Source organism: Ruegeria sp. BHSB058 (assembly GCF_059613285.1).
In genome coordinates this window covers 1-17,698 of the sequence record NZ_JBXWSF010000084.1, presented here as the reverse complement: position 1 = coordinate 17,698, position 17,698 = coordinate 1, and the positions used below count along the sequence as shown (strand labels likewise).

The window sequence follows — 17,698 nt, the reverse complement described above, 5'->3', positions numbered from 1 at the left end:
GGCATCAAGGACAGCGGAAACGGCGTAAAAGAAGGCGTCATCGAAGCCATGAAGTTCTTCACAAACGTCAAAACATACTCCCTGCCATGGCCAACATGATAAACTGGGAGGTTTAGATTTCCATATTTCCCGGACAGGGAACACTGCAGCATCCAACCAGGCGAGACCCGACATGATCGTTCACACCGAAGGCGAATCGAATCGATCCGACGCGCGAAGGACCTGGTTGGAGAAATCCAATGGCCCGGCCTCTGAATCGCTGTTGCGTAGAGATGCCGAGGTTTTCCTGCACCAAAGCTTGTCCAGCCCCTGCGTCAGTACCATTGTCAAGGCCGAAGGGATCTGGATTGAAGATCTCGAAGCCCGACGCTATATGGATTTCCACGGTAACTCGGTTCACCATATCGGGTACGGTCACCCCCGCTTGGTCGAGGCAATTAAGGCTCAACTGGACGAACTGCCGTTCGCACCGCGACGGTTTACCAATGAGCCGGCCGTGCAACTGGCCGAAAAGCTGGCAGAAATCAGCCCCGGAGATTTGGGAAAGGTTCTGTTTACAACAGGCGGGTCGGACGCAAACGAGGTAGCGCTGAAGATAGCGCGGGCCGCGACGGGCCGATTCAAGACCATCTCGTTTTGGGATGCTTTTCACGGAGCGGGTTTTGGTGCGGCATCGGTTGGTGGCGAAGCCACGTTTCGTAGTCATATCGCCGGGCCGTTGCTGTCGGGCGCCGAACACGTCGCGCCATTCGCTTGCTATCGCTGTCCTTACAATCACAGCGGTCCGGACACTTGCGGGTTGGCTTGCGCGCGAATGGTGGAATTCGTTCTGGAACGCGAAGGCGATATCGCTGCGGTTATTGCTGAACCCATGCGCGCTGTTCCCTATGTGCCGCCCGTCGGGTTTTGGAAGGCTGTTCGTGATGCCTGCAACCGCCACGGCGCGCTCTTGATCATGGACGAGATCCCAACCGGTCTTGGGAAAACCGGCAAAATGTTTGCTTTCGAACATGACGAGATCATTCCGGATATCGTCACTTTGGGGAAAGCCCTGGGTGGGGGGATTCTCCCCATCGCGGCCTGTATCGCGCGCCAGGATCTGGATGTTTGTGGTGATTTCGCGATTGGTCATTACACGCATGAGAAGAACCCGGTTACCGCCCGCGCCGCCCTGACCACCATCGAGATTATCGAGGACGAGGGGTTGGTCGAGCGATCGGAAGAGTTGGGAGACTATGCCATCAACCGGCTCAACGAAGAACTGGCCGGTAATCCGATCGTCGGTGATGTCAGGGGACGTGGCCTGATGTTCGGGATTGAAATCGTTGAGGACAGGACCAGCAAACAACCCGGCAATGCCAAGGCGGAACAGATTTACTATTCCTGTCTGGAAAACGGTGTCAGTTTCAAGATCAGTCAGGGGTGTGTGCTGACGCTGTCGCCGCCATTAGTCATCAGTCGGATTGAGTTGGATCAGGCGCTTGATACCGTATGTCGCACCATTCGGGCTGTAACCGAATGATAGCAGGCGACGTCGATAGTGCATCGTGACATGGGCTTCAAAGTCTTGGAGTGGTTGGCACTTTGAAAAAAATGTGGCGGAAGCGGTGGGATTCGAACCCACGGTACGCTCTCACGTACGCCGGTTTTCAAGACCGGTAGTTTCAACCACTCACTCACGCTTCCGAACAGGCGTCAGGTAACATGGCCCCGCGGCCTCTTCAAGAACCAGAAGCATCCCGATTGCAGTGTTTTTTACGGTCGTCCGGGCGGTCGTTTTCTGGCTTGGTCCGAGATCAGGCTCGCCTCAATCAGCAGGCGTGTCACTTCTTCATCTGTTGTTTGCTGAAAATCGGAATAGTGCGCGCCCACGGCCCAGAACGGGACAGGAGTGGCAAGACAGATAATATCGTCCACCTTCGAACGCAGGGTGTTGATCACTTCGACGGGCGCGACCGGGACTGCAAGGATGATCGCTTTAGGGGAACGGCGTCGCAATGCCTTGATCGCGACCCTGACAGTTGCGCCGGTCGCGATACCGTCGTCCACAATGATGGCTGTCCGTCCGTCGATTGGAACTTGTTGCCTGCCATCGAGATACTTGGCGCGGCGTCGCCTTATCTCCTCAAGCTGTGCATTGGCCATTTGTTCAACGTCTTCCGGCGAAAGTCCTAATGCGCGCGCGACTTCGATATTCGTTTCGAATTCGGGGTGATCTCCGTTGACCACTGCTCCAACCGCCAGTTCGGGTTGATCGGGTGCGCCGATCTTGCGCACCATCAGCAGGTCCAGCGGTGCGTGCAATTCTCGCGTGACTTCGATGGCCACCGGTACTCCGCCCCGGGGCAGTGCCAAGATCACCGGATCTGCATAGCCTTTTGCGGCAATTGCCGCGGCAAGGACTTTTCCAGCTTCCGCTCTGTTTTGAAAGCGCTGCACGGCTTTCCCCGCTTAGCGACAAGAAAATGGGTTGCCAGTTCAGTCTACCATGTCAATTGGCTTCTCCGCCATCCTGGTAATTTATTGAGACGTGCCAAAATAAACATTCTCCTTATTGAATGTGATGATGCATTCAATTATGTGAAAGTGATGGACAGGCATGATGCCAATGTCAATTTCAAAGGAATTCACGTCATGACACTCGATCGCACTGTAATGTTGTTCGCCGGACTGATGGTTCTGCTGAGCGTCGTGCTCACGGTTTTCGTATCGCCCTTGTGGATGTGGTTTACCGTATTTATCGGAATAAACATGATCCAGTCCTCGTTTACCGGATTCTGCCCCGCAGCCATGCTGTTCAAGAAGCTGGGCGTAAAGGCTGGTTCGGCGTTCTAGTTGAAATCCACTTAGTTGCGACCGGCCAATTGCAACCAAATGAGGTGCGTAATGAACTTCAAGACCCTCGCTGCGTTGTGTCTGACGGCAATTCCTGCCGCGGCCTTTGCCGATGATTCCTTTCCGGTTAAGGCTTTGCCGATTGTTGAATGGAAGGCCGTATTCGGCCAGATCGAAGCCCGCGACCAGATATCTGCGCGGTCCCGCCTGGGCGGCACGATCACACAGCTTTCAGTCAGCGAAGGGGATAGCGTCACCAGCGGACAACAGATCGGTCTGATTGAAGATGAGAAGCTCGCTTTCCGGATACAGACGGTCAGCGGGCGCATCGAAGCGTTGACCGCGCAGCTGGCAAACGCAAATGCCGAGTTGAAACGCGGAGAGGAACTGTTTGAACGCGGCGTTATGTCAAGCCAACAGGTTGATCTGTTACGAACCAGAGTCAGCGTTATGGAAAACGAAATCTCGGCGACGCGTGCCGAAAAGCAGGTGCTGGAACAGCAGACACAAGAAGGCGCGGTGCTTGTTCCGCTCAATGGCGTAGTTCTTGCCGTACCTGTGACCGAAGGGTCGGTCGTTCTGCCTGGGGAAGAGGTAGCCAGGATCGGAGGCGGCGGGCTTTATCTGCGACTGTCCGTCCCAGAACGCCACGCGACTGCGCTGACTGAAGGTGACAAAATTCGCATCGAAGAAAGGGGCAACAGTGTCGGCGGTACGATCGTCAAACTCTATCCCGAAATCGAAAACGGAAGGGTGACCGCTGACGTGGAAGTGGAGGGCCTCGAAAGCCGCTACGTCAATGCGCGAGTTCTCGTTCGTCTTCCCGTAGGGGAGAGAATGGGACTCCTGATCCCTGAAGAAGCTGTCAACAACCGCCGTGGATTGGATTTCGTTCGGATCCGGCTAGACGTTGAAGAAGTGATTGACAGAACGGTTGTGATCGGCCGCAAGATATCGATTGATGGCAGGCACATGGCCGAGGTTCTGACTGGCCTGTCAGAAGGCGACATAGTGGTGGTCGGACATGAGTGAGTTCGGCAAGGTGCCGCTCGGGGTTGCGGGCGGATTGACAAGGGCCTTCATTCAGTCGGCCCTGACGCCGCTGATGATCATCGTAGCACTCGTGATGGGGTTTGTGGCGCTTGGGGCTTTGCCGCGCGAGGAAGAGCCGCAAATCTCGGTTCCGCTTGTGGACATTCACGTACAGGCCCCGGGCCTCAAGGCTGATGATGCCGTCAAGCTGATTACCGAACCGTTGGAAACGATTGTCAAAGGCATCAATGACGTCGAACATGTATATTCGACCACCTATGATGATCTCGCGATTGTCTCCGCCAGATTTCTCGTCGGAACCCCAGCAGATGCGGCCATTCTGCGTGTTCATGAAAAGGTACGCGCCAATCTGGACCGCATTCCCTACGGTATTTCCGACCCGTTGATTGTAGGGCGCGGGATCGACGATGTTGCGATCATGACGCTGACACTGACGCCCTCGGAAAGCGGGCAGGGTGTCACGGCAAGTGATCTGACACGTGTTGCTCGTGAATTGAAGGTGGAACTTGCCAAGATCGAAGACGTAGGCCTGACCTATGTCGTCGGCGAAGCTACGGATGCGATCCGGATCGCGCCTGACCCTGACAGGCTTGCCCTCTATGGGGTCACTCTCCAGCAATTGTCCCAAAAAGTGCAGGCCGCTAACCGGTCTTTCCCAACAGGCAATCTGCGGGATCGGGGACAGCAGATAGGATTTGTGGCTGGTCAAACCCTGCAAGCCCCCAAGGACATCTCGGACCTTCTGCTGACCACACGCGACAATCGCCCTGTTTATGTTCGCGATGTCGCCGACGTCAGCTATGTTCCCGATACAACAGACCGGATCGTGGCCAACGTTTCTCGCGGTGCAAACGGGGAAATAACCCGCACGCCTGCCGTGACGCTCGCACTTGCCAAACGCGCCGGGGCAAATGCGGTGGTTGTGGGCGAGGCGATCCTGCACCGGGTGCACCAGCTTGAAGGTGATCTGATCCCAAACAGTGTGCATGTCGAGGTCACGCGCGACTATGGCGATACCGCCAACGAAAAGGCCAACGAGTTATTGTTTCACCTTGGTCTTGCAACGGTATCCATCGTCGGCCTTGTGCTGATCGCGATTGGCTGGCGGGAAAGCATGGTTGTGGCCATCGTGATCCCCGTGACCATTCTGTTGACGCTGTTTTCGGCTTGGATCATGGGCTACACGCTCAACCGGGTGTCTCTTTTCGCGCTCATCTTTTCGATCGGGATCCTGGTCGATGACGCCATTGTCGTGATCGAAAACATCGCGCGCCACTGGGCTATGCCGGATAAGGAAACGCGAGTTTCCAAGGCCATCCGTGCGGTGGCCGAGGTTGGCAACCCCACGATCATCGCAACGTTGACCGTTGTAGCCGCCTTGCTGCCGATGCTGTTCGTTTCGGGTCTGATGGGCCCGTATATGAGCCCGATCCCCGCCAATGCCTCGGCTGCAATGATCTTTTCCTTTTTCGTCGCGGTGATCATAACCCCGTGGTTGATGGTCAAGATCGCCGGCCACGCCCCGGCGCATGCAGGTGAGGAACGCGGCGGTCGGTTGGGGCGTCTTTACGAATCCGTCGCGCGCCCGCTGCTGAAAACCAAAACTCGTGCGGGTTTGTTTCTGCTGGCGACCGCCATCTTGTCTTTCGGATCGCTTGGATTGATCTACACCAAGGACGTGACAGTCAAGCTTTTGCCATTCGACAACAAGTCGGAGCTTTCGGTTGTCATCGACTTGCCGGAAGGCACATCGGTTGAAGCCACGGATGCAGTGGCGCAGGATGTGGCCCGCGCAGTTCTCGAAGTACCTGAGGTCGTCGCGGTCCAGACCCATGCGGCCGATGCCGCGCCGTTCAATTTCAACGGGTTGGTTCGGCACTATTATCTGCGCAAGTCTGCGCATCTTGGCGATGTTCAGATCAACCTGTTGCCGAAACACGACCGTACGCGAACCAGCCATGAGATCGCGCTGGATATCCGTGAACGGATTGCGCAACTGGATGTACCCGTCGGAACCAGTCTGAAAACGGTCGAACCGCCTCCGGGGCCGCCGGTGTTGTCGACGATGCTTGCCGAAATCTATGGCCCTGACGGCCAGACGCGCCGTGCGGTTGCTCAGAAAGTGCGAGATGCTTTCGAAGAGGTTCCGTTTGTCGTCGATGTCGATGACAGTTTCGGAACCCAACCGCGCCGCCTGCGTGCCGTTTTGTCGACCGATCAACTGGAATATTTCGGTGTGCAGGAGCAGGACGTCTTTGACACGCTTGCCATACTCGGCTCCAGCAATACAGTGGGCTATTCGCATCGTGGCGAAGGTCGACCGCCTTTGCCCATCGTGATCGAGCGTGACAAGGCCCACCGGGTCATGGATGAACGTTTCCTGTCCACGCCAGTGCCTGCCAACACATTGCCGGGATCACGCGGGGTGATCGAATTGGGTGACGTGGTGGACATTGTCGACGAACAGGCCTCGTTCCCGATATTTCGGCGCAACGGACGCGCGGCAGAAATGGTTCAGGCCGAATTGGCCGGTGCGTTCGAGGCTCCGATTTATGGTATGTTGGCGGTTGCCGATCTGATCGAGGGGATGGAGTGGGACGAAGGGACAAAGCCGGAAATCCGTTTCAACGGCCAACCCGAAGATGACACACATCCAACCCTGTTGTGGGACGGCGAATGGGAGGTCACCTATGTCACCTTCCGCGACATGGGCGCGGCATTTGCCGTGGCCTTGCTGGGTATTTACATCCTCGTGGTCGGGCAGTTCGGGTCGTTCAAGTTGCCGCTGGTGATCCTGACACCGATCCCGCTGACCTTTGTCGGGATCATGCTGGGGCATTGGTGGTGGAATGCACCGTTCTCTGCCCCGTCAATGATCGGTTTCATTGCACTGGCCGGGATCATTGTACGCAACTCGATCCTGTTGGTGGATTTCATCCGACATGCGGACCCCGAGGGCAAATCGAAGATCGATATTCTTATCGAAGCCGGGTCGATACGCTTTAAACCTATCCTTCTGACAGCCCTGGCCGCGATGATTGGCGCAGTCGTGATCTTGGCCGATCCGATCTTTCAGGGCCTCGCCTTGTCGTTGCTCTTTGGCTTACTGTCCTCGACGCTTTTGACGGTCCTCGTGATCCCCGCGATATACCGCGTCTTTCGGAGTTGAGAGATTGTGCACTACCGCGCCAAAAAGGTTCCCGAATGCAAAATGATATCGAAATGGTGCATCCCCTTTTGCAGGTCAAAACTGACAGAGTGTCCGGCTTTGCGCAAAGCCTCGGCATAGTCGCGGCTTTGACGGATGAACTCGGGTGTGTCACGTTCAGCAACCGTCACCCGGTAATGCGGCCCGATAAGGGGCAGGTTTTGCATTGGTGACAACGCCTGAATTTCTTTATCGGTCAGTTGCAGCGGGTCATTGACGGGGGTCAGCGCAATGGGCTCCAGGTCGAAAACGCCACTAACCAAGATTACGTTTTGAATCATCATACCCGCATTGGCCAAGTCCGCGGCTGCGGATGCCATAACCATCGCCGCCAGATGCCCGCCGGCGCTGTGGCCCGATAGCGTGACGCGCGCAGGGTCAAACCCCAATGGTTCGGAATTCTGTGCCAGCCACATCAACGCCGTACGGCATTCCAAAATCATATCACCCAGTCGGGCGACCGGCGCGAGCGTATAGTTCAGCGTGGCAAAGGCGTGACCCGTTTCGATCAGGGCAGGGGCCATCATCGAAGATTCGTGTTGGCTGAGCGCCTGCCAATAGCCTCCGTGAATGAATATATGCAAAGGAGAGTTGGCTTCTCGTCCGGGAAAATAGTCTAGGACATGGCTTGGCTCTTTCCCATAATCCAGGTTATCCCGAACTGTCAGATCAGCACGGGCCTCGGCACTCAGGGCTGCATAACTGGCCAGATAGGGTGTGATATCCCCGCCGACCATGGCGCTGGGTGAATATTCAAGCGCCAGTTCCTCGCGAGAGAAGCCACGATACAGCACATTCAGGCTCCCTGCCGGTACATCAGTTCTGTCCGCATGTCATAGAGGTCATGGAAGAACTTGAGCTCAAGAGCCTTTCTCAGGAATGCCACGCCACTTGATCCGCCTGTACCCGGCTGCATTCCGATCACCCTCTCAACCGCAGTCGCATGATCGAACCGCCACCTCTGAAACAGCGACTCCACATCCATCAGCTTTTCGGCCAAGGCATAAAGATCCCAGTATTTCTCGGTATTTCGGAATACTTCGACCCAAATCTTCACGATGCGAGGATCACCGGAATAGGGCTGAGAATAGTCCCGATCCAGCAGCTCTTGCGGAACGTCGAACCCCTGTCTCGCCAGCATGTGAAGAACTTCGTCATATAGCGAGGGTTTCGTCAGTGCTGCGTTCAGCATCTCCATGACGTCCGGGTCATGTTCGTGAACCTTCAGTGTCGAGACATCCTTGTTGCCAAGAATGAACTCGATCTGGCGGTATCCATAGCTCTGAAACCCCGAAGAATTCCCCAACGCGTTCCGGAAGGTCATGTAATCGGCTGGCGTCATGGTCAGCAGGGTATCCCATGCCGAGATCAGTTGTCGCTGGATGGCCTTGATCCTGTCGAGGTTCTTCATTGCCGGGCCAAAGTCGTCCTGTTGCAGGAACCTGCGCACCTCGACCAGCTGATGATGCATGAGTTTGAGCCACAGCTCGCTGACCTGGTGGATGATGATGAACAGCATCTCGTCAGGTTGCGCGGGGTCCTGAAAGGTCTTCTGGATACTTAGCAGCGTCTTGAGTTGAAGAAAGTCGCCATAACTCTTGCGGTGGGTATTGGCAAAGTCGGTGACCAACGTATCTTCGATCCCGCGTTTGAGCAGGCGGTCCTTGTTATCCTCTTGTGCCATCGCAGGCTCTCCTGAATAAGGATGCGCGTTTCTTGAATATCTAGTGTTTTTTTGGCGCTAGTTTTGCTGTCGCTTCGATTTCGAGCAGCGCACCATCCTCAACCAGCCCGGCGACGACAACCATTGTCATAGCCGGGAAATGCCGACCCATTATCTTGCGATAGGCTTCACCTACTTCGCGTTGCCGGGCAAGGTACTCCCTTTTGTCCGTCACATACCAGGTGAGCCGGGTAATGTCGCTGACCTCTCCACCAGCGGCGTGCACCACGTCCGCGATGTTTCGCAAAGTCTGTTCCATCTGGCCGATGAAGTCGTTGGTTTCAAAGACCTGTTCGGCCGTCCATCCGACCTGGCCTCCGACATAGAGTGTGCCGTCGTCGGCCAACGTACCGTTCGCATAGCCCTTGGCGGGCAACCAGCCCTCGGGATGTATCACCTGATTGCTCATGCTGTGCCTCCAATCATCTGGGAAAGCCTGTCACGTACCGCTTGGGGCCATGGGGCCGACTTGTGACCTTGCACATGGACCAACGTTGCCTTTACGCTCATCCGCGCTTCTCCATTGCAGGTTGCGGTCATTGCAAAGCCGAAACTGCTGCGCCCGACCGACACGGGCTGCAATGAAAAATCCAGCATGTCGCCGTGATAACTGGGCGCGTGAAACGTCGATTCGATCTGGACAGTTGGCACACCGGCGTCGAGTTTGTGAAACCCCTCGAACGGATAGTCCAACGCGTCGTAAAAGAACGCCTCGACACAATCGTTGATCATTTCGACGTAGCGGGGATAGAACACGATCCCCGCCGGGTCGCAGTGTTTGAACAGAACCTTTTGTTTCCACTGATACGCCATGGTCACACTCCCAGGTATTTGTCGGTGACATCCGGGGTCAGCGCGCCCATCGCGCCATGCCAGACAGTTTCACCACGTTGCAGGATAACAGCTTCGTCGGCCACTTCCGTTAGTTCCTTCAGCGATTTGTCGATGACCAAGATTGCCAGCCCTGTTTCCCGCTTCAAAGTCGCGATGGCGGCCCAGATTTCCTGTCGCACGATCGGGGCCAGACCTTCGGTCGCTTCGTCGAGGATCAGCAGGCGCGGGTTGGTCATCAGGGCGCGGCCAATTGCAAGCATTTGCTGCTCGCCGCCTGAAAGCGAAGCCGCGGATTGCGACCGCCGCTCCTGCAATCGTGGAAACAGGGCGGATATTCGTTTCATGTCCCAATGACCCGGGCGGGCGGCGGCCGTCAGGTTTTCTTCGACGCTCAGGTTCGGAAAGCACCGCCGACCTTCGGGTACGAGGCCCAGGCCGAGTCTTGCGGCCTTGTGGCTGGGCAAACGGCGCAGGTCGTGGCCGTCGAACATCAACTCGCCGCCAGCAACCGGCAGCATCCGCAGGATCGTCTTGACCGTGGTCGTTTTGCCCATTCCGTTGCGGCCCATCAGTGATATGACTGCACCTTCATTCACCCGTAGGTTGACCTTGAACAGCGCTTGCGACGCACCATAAAAGGCCGAGACATTGGTAAGGCTCAGCAGGCTCATGCATCCTCTCCCAGATACGCGCGGCGCACCTCGGGATGAGCGCGGATTTCGTCGACCGTTCCGGTGGCGATCACTTCGCCATAGACCAGCACGCTGATCCGGTCGGCCAGGGCAAAAACGGCGTCCATATCATGTTCGACCAGCAAAATGGGCGCTTCATGCCGCAACTCGTTTAGAAATCCGGTCAGATGTTTCGATCCACTGGCGCCAAGCCCGGCCATGGGTTCATCCATGATGAAGGCGCGCGGATTGAGGGTTAGAGCCACGGCAACCTCCAACTGCCGGCGCTGCCCATGCGACAGGTCCGAAGTGCGAATGGCCGCATGATCGGACAGGCCGACACGATCCAATGCATGCTCGGCGATGCCACGAAGGGACTTGTCCCTGAGGACCGGGCGAAAGAACCGATAGGGCCTGCCGCTGGCCCCGAGCGCCCCCAGCAGGGCGTTTTGCAGAACCGTGTCCTGCATCGCCAGCGCGGATATCTGAAATGTGCGTCCCAAACCCATTCGCGCGCGCTGAACCGTGCTCAACGCCGTCACATTCTGCCCGAGAAAATGAACCTCTCCGCTATCCGGCTTCAGTCCGCCGGCTATCTGTTTGATCAGGGTGGATTTACCGGCGCCGTTCGGGCCGATCAGGGCGTGGATTTCACCGGGACGCAGATCAAGGCTCACGTCGTCCGATGCCTTGAGCGCCCCAAAGCTCTTGGTGATGCTGCGAACGGACAGGACTGGTTCAGCCATGCTGCGCCTCCTGTCCGGTCAAAGTGCCGATGATGCCGCCGCGCGCGAAAAGAACAACAGCCAGCAAAAGCAGGCCCAGATAGACGTGCCAGAATTCGGACAATCCGCCAAGAACGTGTTCCAGCGCAATGAACAAAGCAGCGCCTGCCACCGGGCCGAACAGCCGGGCCGTGCCGCCAAGTATGATAAAGATCATGATCTCGCCTGAGGTCTGCCAACTGAACATGGTGGGGCTGACAAAGCGATTGAGATCGGCAAATAGGGCACCCGCAAGTCCGGTAATCATGCCTGAGATCACAAAAGCGGTCAGACGCAAACGATAGGGCGTTATCCCGATGGTTTCGACTCTTTCCGCCGTTTGACGCGCCGCATTCAATGCCAGACCAAACGGCGATTTCGCAAGCCTTGCAGACAGAAAGAGTGCCGCCGCCAGGATCACATATGCGATCAAAAAGAACTGGATCGGATCCAACGTATTGAGACCGGGGAAATCGTTGCGGACATAGATCGACAACCCGTCTTCGCCGCCATAAGCGGGCCAGCTTATCGCGAAATAGAACAGCATCTGGCCAAAGGCGAGGGTGATCATGATGAAATAGACACCTGTGGTACGCAGGCTGAGAGCGCCGATAACCAGCGCGGCCAGCGCCGAGGCAAACAGCGCCGTCAACCAGATAACTGGCATCGACTTGGTTCCCTCTATCAAAAACGGTGTCTGCATCAGGGGCGAATAGCTTTGGGCATGACTGGCAAGGATGCCCATTGCATACCCGCCGATTCCAAAGAACGCCGCGTGCCCAAGGCTGACCAAGCCCCCCAGCCCCAACGCGATGTTGAGGCCAACACCCGCCAACGCAAGAATGGCCACCCGCGTGGACAGCGTGATCATGAAAGGTTCATCCGACACATATGCCCACAGCGGAAACAGCAACAGACCGAGTGCCAGAACTGCGTTGAAGATACTTTCGCGGCTCATGCGCGTGCTCCGTACAGTCCGGTAGGTTTCGCGATCAACACGACCGCCATCAGGATGTAGATCAACATCGATGCCAGTGCCGACCCCACCGAGGTGGCCGAGGCCGGGTCCATGAAAAGCTTGAACGTTGCCGGCAGGAGTACTCCCCCAAGCGTGTCGGTTACGCCGACGAGGATCGAACCGACCAGCGCCCCCTTGATCGACCCGATACCGCCGATGACGATCACGACAAAGGCAAGGATCAACACCGGCTCGCCCATGCCGACCTGAACAGACTGGATTGCTCCGACCAATGCGCCGGCCAATCCGGCCAGCGCCGCACCAAGGGCAAAAACGATGGTGTAAAGCCGGGTGATATCGATGCCAAGTGCCGCGATCATCTCGCGGTCGCTCTCACCGGCACGGATCTGAACGCCAAGCCGCGTGCGCGAGATCAACAGGAACAGGCCGGCCGCAACGATCAGGCCGACGGCGATGATCGTCAGCCGGTAAAGCGGATACTGAATGCCTCCGGGCAGGGTGATCGGGCCGGACAAGGTATCCGGGATGTTGAGGAAAAGGGGAAACGAACCGAACACCCACCGGGTTCCTTCAGAGAAAATCAGGATCAGGGCAAAAGTCGCCAGAACCTGATCGAGGTGATCGCGATTGTACAGCCGCCGGATCACCAGCACCTCCACCAATGCACCGGCAGCTGCGGCCGCAGCAAGGCTGGCCGCCAGTGCGAGCGCAAAACTCCCTGTTGCGGCAGCCGTTGCTGCGGCGGCAAAAGCGCCAATCATGAACAGCGAGCCATGGGCGAGGTTGATAAGCCCCATCACCCCGAACACCAGCGTCAGACCGGCGGCGGTCAGAAAGAGCATCACCCCGAACTGCAAACCATTCAGGATTTGTTCAATCAGCAGAATGAAGGACATTTCGCTATCCTAGAGGGCGGCGCAAGCACAATGCCTTGCGCCGCCGGGATCTTACATTTCGCATTCGGCCGCATAAACGTCGGCGTGATCTTCCAGCGCGACACCCAGGATCTTGTTGGTGAAGACATCACCTTCCTGCACGACTTCGCGAACATAGATGTCCTGAATCGGGTGGTGGTTCGGCCCGAACTTGAAATCGCCGCGCACCGAGTCGAACTCTGCGTCTTCCAGCGCCGCACGGAACGCGTCCTGATCGTTCACGTCCGCTTTGGCCATGGCCGACAGGATCAGGTTTGCGGTGTCGAACCCCTGCGACGCATAGAGCGAAGGCAGGCGACTATATTCAGCCTGGAAGCTTTCGACAAAGGCTTTGTTGGCGGCATTGTCGATATCCTTGTTCCACTGGCTGGTGTTCTTCACGCCAAGCGCCGCAGCTCCCACCGCCTGAAGGATGCCCTGATCAAAGCTGAAGGCAGGTCCGACGACAGGCAGGTCGACGCCACTGTCAGCGTATTGCTTGAGGAAGGATATTCCCATACCCCCCGGCAGAAAGAAGAACACGCTATCCGCGCCTGATGCCCGGATTTGGGCGATTTCTGCGGCATAGTCGGTTTGACCTAGCTGGGTGTAAACCTCGCCGGCCAGATCGCCACCATACTTGCGCTTGTAGCCCGCCAGCGCATCCTGACCCGCCGGATAGTTGGGCGCAAGGATAAAGCTGTTCTTGTAACCTGTTGATTTTGCATAAGCACCGGCTGCTTCATGCAGGTTGTCGTTTTGCCATGCGACGTTGAAATAGTTCTGGTGACAGCCTTTTCCCGCCAAGGCCGAAGGTCCGGCATTTGGCGACAAATAGAACTTGCCCTGCGCGGTCGCCGACGGCACAACCGCCATCGCCAGGTTCGACCAGATGATTCCGGTCAGGATATCCACCTTGTCGGATTGGATCATCCGGTCGGCCAGTTGCACGGCGATATCCGGCTTTCTCTGGTCATCCTCGATAACGACTTCAATGTCGGAATTGCCGGATTGCTTGACTGCCAGCATGAAACCGTCGCGCACGTCGATACCCAATCCGGCACCGCCGCCGGACAAAGTGGTGATCATTCCGACCTTTACGGGTTCGGCAAAGGCCATGCCAACTGTCAGAGCGGCAGTTGCCGCCGCCAAAAGCAAAGATTTGGTTTTCATTGTCTTCTCCCTGTAAAACAACGTCTCTTGAAGGTGTTGTTGGACGCTTCCTGTTCGGGCTCCCCCGAGTTCCCGCCGCCCCCTTCCAAATGCCGCGGGTTGTTCGTTTGCTTGATCTTCAGCGTCTGGGCCGAAGGCTATCCGGTTTCTCCCAAGGTGCAAGCACGCAGATCATTTTCCGCCCTCACGCAACTGGAATCGCTGAATTTTCCCGGTCGCCGTCTTGGGTAGCGCACCCGTGAATACGATGCTGCGCGGATACTTGTACGGTGCAATCGTCGTCTTGACGTGATCCTGCAACGCCTTGATCGTTGCCTCATCGGGGGCATGGCCTTCGTTCAGAACCACATGCGCCTGAACGATGTTGCCGCGCGCCTCGTCCGGTTTTGCCACCACCGCGCATTCGGATACCGCGGGATGTGATAACAACGCGGCCTCGACCTCGGGACCTGAAATGTTGTAGCCCGAGCTTTGAATCATGTCGTCGTTTCGGGCGGCAAAATGCAGATACCCTTCCGCATCCATGGTAAAGCTGTCGCCGGTAATGTTCCAGCCATCCAGCACATAGTCACACTGTCGCTCGTCATCGAGATAACGGCAACCGGTCGGGCCGCGCACGGCAAGGCGACCGACTGTTCCGGGTGGAAGTTCGGCCCCGTCATCGTCAATGACTTTCGCTTCGTATCCCGTGACCGGTTTGCCCGTGCAGGCGGGGCGGTGGTCGGAAAACCGATTGGTGACAAAGATATGCAACATCTCGGTCGCGCCGATGCCGTCCAGCATCGGCTTGCCGGTCTTTGCCATCCAGTCGTCGTAAATTGGGGCGGGCAGGGTTTCCCCCGCCGACACCGCCGCTCGCAGGCAGGACAAGTCGGCCCCTTCTTCCATCGCCGCCAACATCGTTCGATAGGCCGTCGGCGCCGTGAAACAGACTGTTGCCTTATAGGTTTGAATGATTTCGATGAGATTCGGGGGCGAGGCGTTTTCCAGCAAGGCCGCCGCCGCACCGAACCGAAGCGGAAAGATCGCCAGCCCTCCGAGACCAAAAGTGAATGCCAATGGAGGAGAGCCGACAAACACGTCTTCTGGCGTGACCTTCAAAACCTCCTTGGCATAGCCGTCCGCGATAATCAGTAAATCGCGATGGAAATGCATCGTGGCCTTGGGCGAGCCGGTGGTTCCCGAAGTGAACCCCAAAAGCGCGACATCGTCCTGGCTGGTCTTGACGGCGTCAAAGTGCACAGGCTTTTCCAACGCCAGCCGGTCCAGTTCGGCGTCGTGATTGGCAGTGCCGTCAAAGCCGACAACGGTTTTCAGATACTTCGATGCCTTGGCGCAAGCGACCAATTCGTCCTTGAGGCGCGTATCGCACAACGCATGCGTGATTTCCGCCTTGTCCACGATTTTTGTCAACTCACCTGTGCGCAACATTGGCATCGTGTTGACGACGACCGCACCGGCCTTGGTCGCGGCCAGCCAGCAGGCCACCATTGCCGGGTTGTTTGCGGAACGGATCAGGATGCGGTTGCCCGGCACAACACCCAGATTCTCGACCAGAACATGCGCGATGCGATTGCTCCAGTCCGTCAACTCCTTGTACGTGCGGCGCCGCCCGTTCCCGATCAGTGCAGTGTGGTCGCCAAACCCCTTTTCCACCATCTGGTCCGTTAACTCGACCGCGGCATTCAGTCGATCCGGATAGTCGAACGCGTCAAGCAGCAGGTCCGGCCATTGATCTGCCGGCGGCAAGTTGTCCCGCGCGAAGGTGTCAATATGGGCAGATGGTCTCAGCATGTCATCCTCCCTGATGCGCGCCAAGGGTTTGCCGCGCGATTACCACGCGCTGCACATCCGATGCGCCCTCATAGATGCGCAGCGCCCGGATTTCGCGGTACAGCTTTTCGACCGTTTCCCCCGATTTCACTCCGTCGCCGCCAAAAAGCTGCACGGCCCGGTCGATGACCTGCTGGGCGTGGTCGGTTGCAAACAGCTTGGCTATGGCTGCCTCGCGCGTGATGCGCGGCGCTCCGGAATCCTTGGACCACGCGGCGCGGTAAACAAGCAGGGCTGCGGCGTCCACATCCACGGCCATATCGGCAATGTGGCCTTGCACCATCTGTAAATCCGACAAGGGCGCGCCGCCGATTCTGCGCGCCTGCACTCGGGTCAGGGCTTCGTCGAGTGCGCGGCGGGAAAACCCTAGCGCGGCTGCCGCCACGGTGGAGCGAAACACATCCAAAACCGACATGGCGATCCGGAATCCGTCTCCGGGCGCACCGATCATGGCAGCGGCGGGAATGCGGCATTCCGAAAAGCGCAGAGTAGCAAGGGGATGCGGTGCAATCGTGTGCAGCCGCTCGGTCACTTCAAAACCGGGCAGACCGGCGGGCACGACAAAGGCCGACAGTCCTTTGGCACCGGGGGTCTCTCCGGTACGGGCGAACACCGTGTAGACATCGGCGATGCCGCCATTTGAAATCCAGGTTTTTTCTCCGTTCAGAACAAAGTCATTACCGTCACGAGTCGCCGTCATCGTGGAATTGGCAACATCTGACCCCGATTGCGGCTCGGTCAGGGCAAAGGCCGATATCGCCTTGCCCGCTGTTGTCAGTGACAGCCATTCGGCTTTTTGTGCGGCAGTGCCGAAAAGTGAAATTGCACCTGTTCCCAGCCCTTGCATGGCAAAGGCAAAATCCGCCAGACCATCGTGCCGGGCCAGCGTTTCCCGGATCAAGCACAGGGTTCTGACGTCAAGCGCATCGCCCCCTTGATCTGACGCGGTGTGTTTTAACCAGCCATCCTGACCAAGTGTGGCAACAAGGCTACGGCAGGCTGCATCAGTGTCGAAATGGTCGATCCTCGCAAGTTCCTGACCGGCCCACATTTCCAGCGCATCGGCAAGCTTCCGATGCCTCTGGTCAAAAAAAGGCCAGTTCAGAAAGGATCGATCCACCATGACTCAATCCCCCTCGAACACCGGTTTTTCCTTGGCGACGAACGCGGTATAGGCGCGTTCAAAATCGCCGGTTTGCATGCAGATTGCTTGTGCTTGCGCCTCGGCTTCGATGGCCTGTTCAACGGACATCGACCACTCCTGCGCGAGCATTGTCTTGGTCATCATATGCGCAAAATTCGGACCTGCGGCCAAACGGGCCGCCAGGTCCTGTGCCTCTGCCTCCAAATTTCCTGCAGGCACAAGACGATTGAAAAACCCCCAGCGCTCGCCTTCTTCGGCGCTCATGGAACGGCCGGTATACAGCAACTCGGCGGCGCGCCCTTGGCCAATGATCCGGGGCAGGATGGCGCAGGCACCCATGTCGCATCCGGCTAGGCCCACACGGGTAAACAGAAAAGCAGTTTTTGCGTCGGGTGTTCCAATGCGCAGATCGCTTGCCATGGCAATGATGGCACCGGCACCGACACAAATCCCGTCGACGGCGGCAATTACCGGCTTGCCGCAATTCACCATCGCCTTGACCAGATCCCCGGTCATCCGGGTGAATGCCAGCAATTCCTTCATGTTCATCCGGGTCAGCGGCCCAAT

17 protein-coding genes and 1 tRNA gene are annotated in these 17,698 nt (G+C 57.4%); 4 read left to right on the top strand and 14 right to left on the bottom strand.

The genetic code is table 11. The features are described from left to right. The first annotated feature begins 172 nt into the window (after positions 1–172). Positions 173–1,522: a (R)-1-hydroxy-2-aminoethylphosphonate ammonia-lyase gene (gene pbfA, locus AC2FNB_RS17380; protein ID WP_496748216.1), complete on the top strand. Its 1,350-nt coding sequence runs from the start codon at positions 173–175 to the stop codon at positions 1,520–1,522. 74 nt (positions 1,523–1,596) lie between these two features. On the opposite strand, the gene AC2FNB_RS17375 is transcribed toward pbfA, so the two are convergent. After that, positions 1,597–1,686: transfer RNA gene (locus tag AC2FNB_RS17375), tRNA-Ser, on the bottom strand. A gap of 69 nt (positions 1,687–1,755) precedes the next feature. Beyond that, complete coding sequence (locus AC2FNB_RS17370; protein ID WP_496748214.1) at positions 1,756–2,439, bottom strand: phosphoribosyltransferase; 684 nt, start codon at positions 2,437–2,439, stop codon at positions 1,756–1,758. Positions 2,440–2,634: 195 nt separating this feature from the next. Between AC2FNB_RS17370 and AC2FNB_RS17365 the strand changes: the two genes are divergently transcribed. The 3 genes from AC2FNB_RS17365 to AC2FNB_RS17355 are packed head-to-tail and all read left to right on the top strand — an operon-like array spanning position 2,635 to position 7,057. After that, complete coding sequence (locus tag AC2FNB_RS17365) at positions 2,635–2,835, top strand: YgaP family membrane protein (RefSeq protein WP_496748212.1); 201 nt, start codon at positions 2,635–2,637, stop codon at positions 2,833–2,835. A 51-nt stretch (positions 2,836–2,886) separates the two neighbouring features. After that, positions 2,887–3,867: an efflux RND transporter periplasmic adaptor subunit gene (locus AC2FNB_RS17360; protein WP_496748210.1), complete on the top strand. Its 981-nt coding sequence runs from the start codon at positions 2,887–2,889 to the stop codon at positions 3,865–3,867. Further along, positions 3,860–7,057, top strand: a complete 3,198-nt coding sequence (locus AC2FNB_RS17355; protein WP_480748095.1) for an efflux RND transporter permease subunit — start codon at positions 3,860–3,862, stop codon at positions 7,055–7,057. Before AC2FNB_RS17360 ends, AC2FNB_RS17355 begins: the two co-directional genes overlap by 8 nt. An 11-nt stretch (positions 7,058–7,068) precedes the next feature. Here the strand turns inward: AC2FNB_RS17355 and AC2FNB_RS17350 are convergent, their stop codons facing one another. From AC2FNB_RS17350 to AC2FNB_RS17295, 12 genes are all read right to left on the bottom strand, one after another. Continuing rightward, entirely contained in the window at positions 7,069–7,890 is an 822-nt protein-coding gene (locus AC2FNB_RS17350; protein WP_480748096.1) for an alpha/beta hydrolase, read from the bottom strand. 2 nt (positions 7,891–7,892) lie between these two features. After that, entirely contained in the window at positions 7,893–8,780 is an 888-nt protein-coding gene (locus AC2FNB_RS17345) for a tryptophan 2,3-dioxygenase (RefSeq protein WP_496748208.1), read from the bottom strand. 40 nt (positions 8,781–8,820) lie between these two features. Continuing rightward, positions 8,821–9,228: a RidA family protein gene (locus tag AC2FNB_RS17340; RefSeq protein WP_496748206.1), complete on the bottom strand. Its 408-nt coding sequence runs from the start codon at positions 9,226–9,228 to the stop codon at positions 8,821–8,823. After that, positions 9,225–9,632: an acyl-CoA thioesterase gene (locus AC2FNB_RS17335; RefSeq protein ID WP_480748099.1), complete on the bottom strand. Its 408-nt coding sequence runs from the start codon at positions 9,630–9,632 to the stop codon at positions 9,225–9,227. Before AC2FNB_RS17335 ends, AC2FNB_RS17340 begins: the two co-directional genes overlap by 4 nt. Positions 9,633–9,634: 2 nt before the next feature. Next, on the bottom strand, positions 9,635–10,324 hold the full coding sequence (locus AC2FNB_RS17330; protein WP_480748100.1) for an ABC transporter ATP-binding protein: 690 nt from the start codon (positions 10,322–10,324) through the stop codon (positions 9,635–9,637). Beyond that, positions 10,321–11,070: an ABC transporter ATP-binding protein gene (locus tag AC2FNB_RS17325; RefSeq protein WP_480748101.1), complete on the bottom strand. Its 750-nt coding sequence runs from the start codon at positions 11,068–11,070 to the stop codon at positions 10,321–10,323. The genes AC2FNB_RS17330 and AC2FNB_RS17325 overlap by 4 nt, the downstream gene beginning before the upstream one ends. Further along, a complete protein-coding gene (locus tag AC2FNB_RS17320; RefSeq protein ID WP_496748203.1) occupies positions 11,063–12,046 on the bottom strand; it encodes a branched-chain amino acid ABC transporter permease in 984 nt (327 codons plus the stop codon). The genes AC2FNB_RS17325 and AC2FNB_RS17320 overlap by 8 nt, the downstream gene beginning before the upstream one ends. Further along, positions 12,043–12,963, bottom strand: coding sequence for a branched-chain amino acid ABC transporter permease (locus tag AC2FNB_RS17315; protein WP_496748201.1), 921 nt, complete (start codon positions 12,961–12,963; stop codon positions 12,043–12,045). Before AC2FNB_RS17315 ends, AC2FNB_RS17320 begins: the two co-directional genes overlap by 4 nt. Positions 12,964–13,014: 51 nt before the next feature. Then, positions 13,015–14,154 (bottom strand): ABC transporter substrate-binding protein, encoded by a 1,140-nt coding sequence (locus AC2FNB_RS17310; protein ID WP_480748104.1) that lies wholly within the window; start codon positions 14,152–14,154, stop codon positions 13,015–13,017. A gap of 171 nt (positions 14,155–14,325) precedes the next feature. Next, positions 14,326–15,948 carry an AMP-binding protein gene (locus AC2FNB_RS17305; RefSeq protein ID WP_496748199.1) on the bottom strand — a complete coding sequence of 541 codons (1,623 nt, stop codon included), beginning with the start codon at positions 15,946–15,948 and terminating at the stop codon, positions 14,326–14,328. 1 nt (position 15,949) lies between these two features. After that, entirely contained in the window at positions 15,950–17,110 is a 1,161-nt protein-coding gene (locus tag AC2FNB_RS17300; RefSeq protein ID WP_496748197.1) for an acyl-CoA dehydrogenase family protein, read from the bottom strand. Positions 17,111–17,113: 3 nt separating this feature from the next. Beyond that, positions 17,114–17,698 (bottom strand): enoyl-CoA hydratase family protein (locus tag AC2FNB_RS17295; protein ID WP_496748195.1); only part of this gene is annotated, 585 nt, incomplete at its 5' end.

Coding starts and splice junctions, on each gene's coding strand:
- pbfA (WP_496748216.1), top strand. CDS start 173: ATGATCGTTCACACCGAAGGCGAATCGAATCGATCCGACGCGCGAAGG.
- AC2FNB_RS17365 (WP_496748212.1), top strand. CDS start 2,635: ATGACACTCGATCGCACTGTAATGTTGTTCGCCGGACTGATGGTTCTG.
- AC2FNB_RS17360 (WP_496748210.1), top strand. CDS start 2,887: ATGAACTTCAAGACCCTCGCTGCGTTGTGTCTGACGGCAATTCCTGCC.
- AC2FNB_RS17355 (WP_480748095.1), top strand. CDS start 3,860: ATGAGTGAGTTCGGCAAGGTGCCGCTCGGGGTTGCGGGCGGATTGACA.
- AC2FNB_RS17345 (WP_496748208.1), bottom strand. CDS start 8,780: ATGGCACAAGAGGATAACAAGGACCGCCTGCTCAAACGCGGGATCGAA.
- AC2FNB_RS17340 (WP_496748206.1), bottom strand. CDS start 9,228: ATGAGCAATCAGGTGATACATCCCGAGGGCTGGTTGCCCGCCAAGGGC.
- AC2FNB_RS17335 (WP_480748099.1), bottom strand. CDS start 9,632: ATGGCGTATCAGTGGAAACAAAAGGTTCTGTTCAAACACTGCGACCCG.
- AC2FNB_RS17330 (WP_480748100.1), bottom strand. CDS start 10,324: ATGAGCCTGCTGAGCCTTACCAATGTCTCGGCCTTTTATGGTGCGTCG.
- AC2FNB_RS17325 (WP_480748101.1), bottom strand. CDS start 11,070: ATGGCTGAACCAGTCCTGTCCGTTCGCAGCATCACCAAGAGCTTTGGG.
- AC2FNB_RS17320 (WP_496748203.1), bottom strand. CDS start 12,046: ATGAGCCGCGAAAGTATCTTCAACGCAGTTCTGGCACTCGGTCTGTTG.
- AC2FNB_RS17315 (WP_496748201.1), bottom strand. CDS start 12,963: ATGTCCTTCATTCTGCTGATTGAACAAATCCTGAATGGTTTGCAGTTC.
- AC2FNB_RS17310 (WP_480748104.1), bottom strand. CDS start 14,154: ATGAAAACCAAATCTTTGCTTTTGGCGGCGGCAACTGCCGCTCTGACA.
- AC2FNB_RS17305 (WP_496748199.1), bottom strand. CDS start 15,948: ATGCTGAGACCATCTGCCCATATTGACACCTTCGCGCGGGACAACTTG.
- AC2FNB_RS17300 (WP_496748197.1), bottom strand. CDS start 17,110: ATGGTGGATCGATCCTTTCTGAACTGGCCTTTTTTTGACCAGAGGCAT.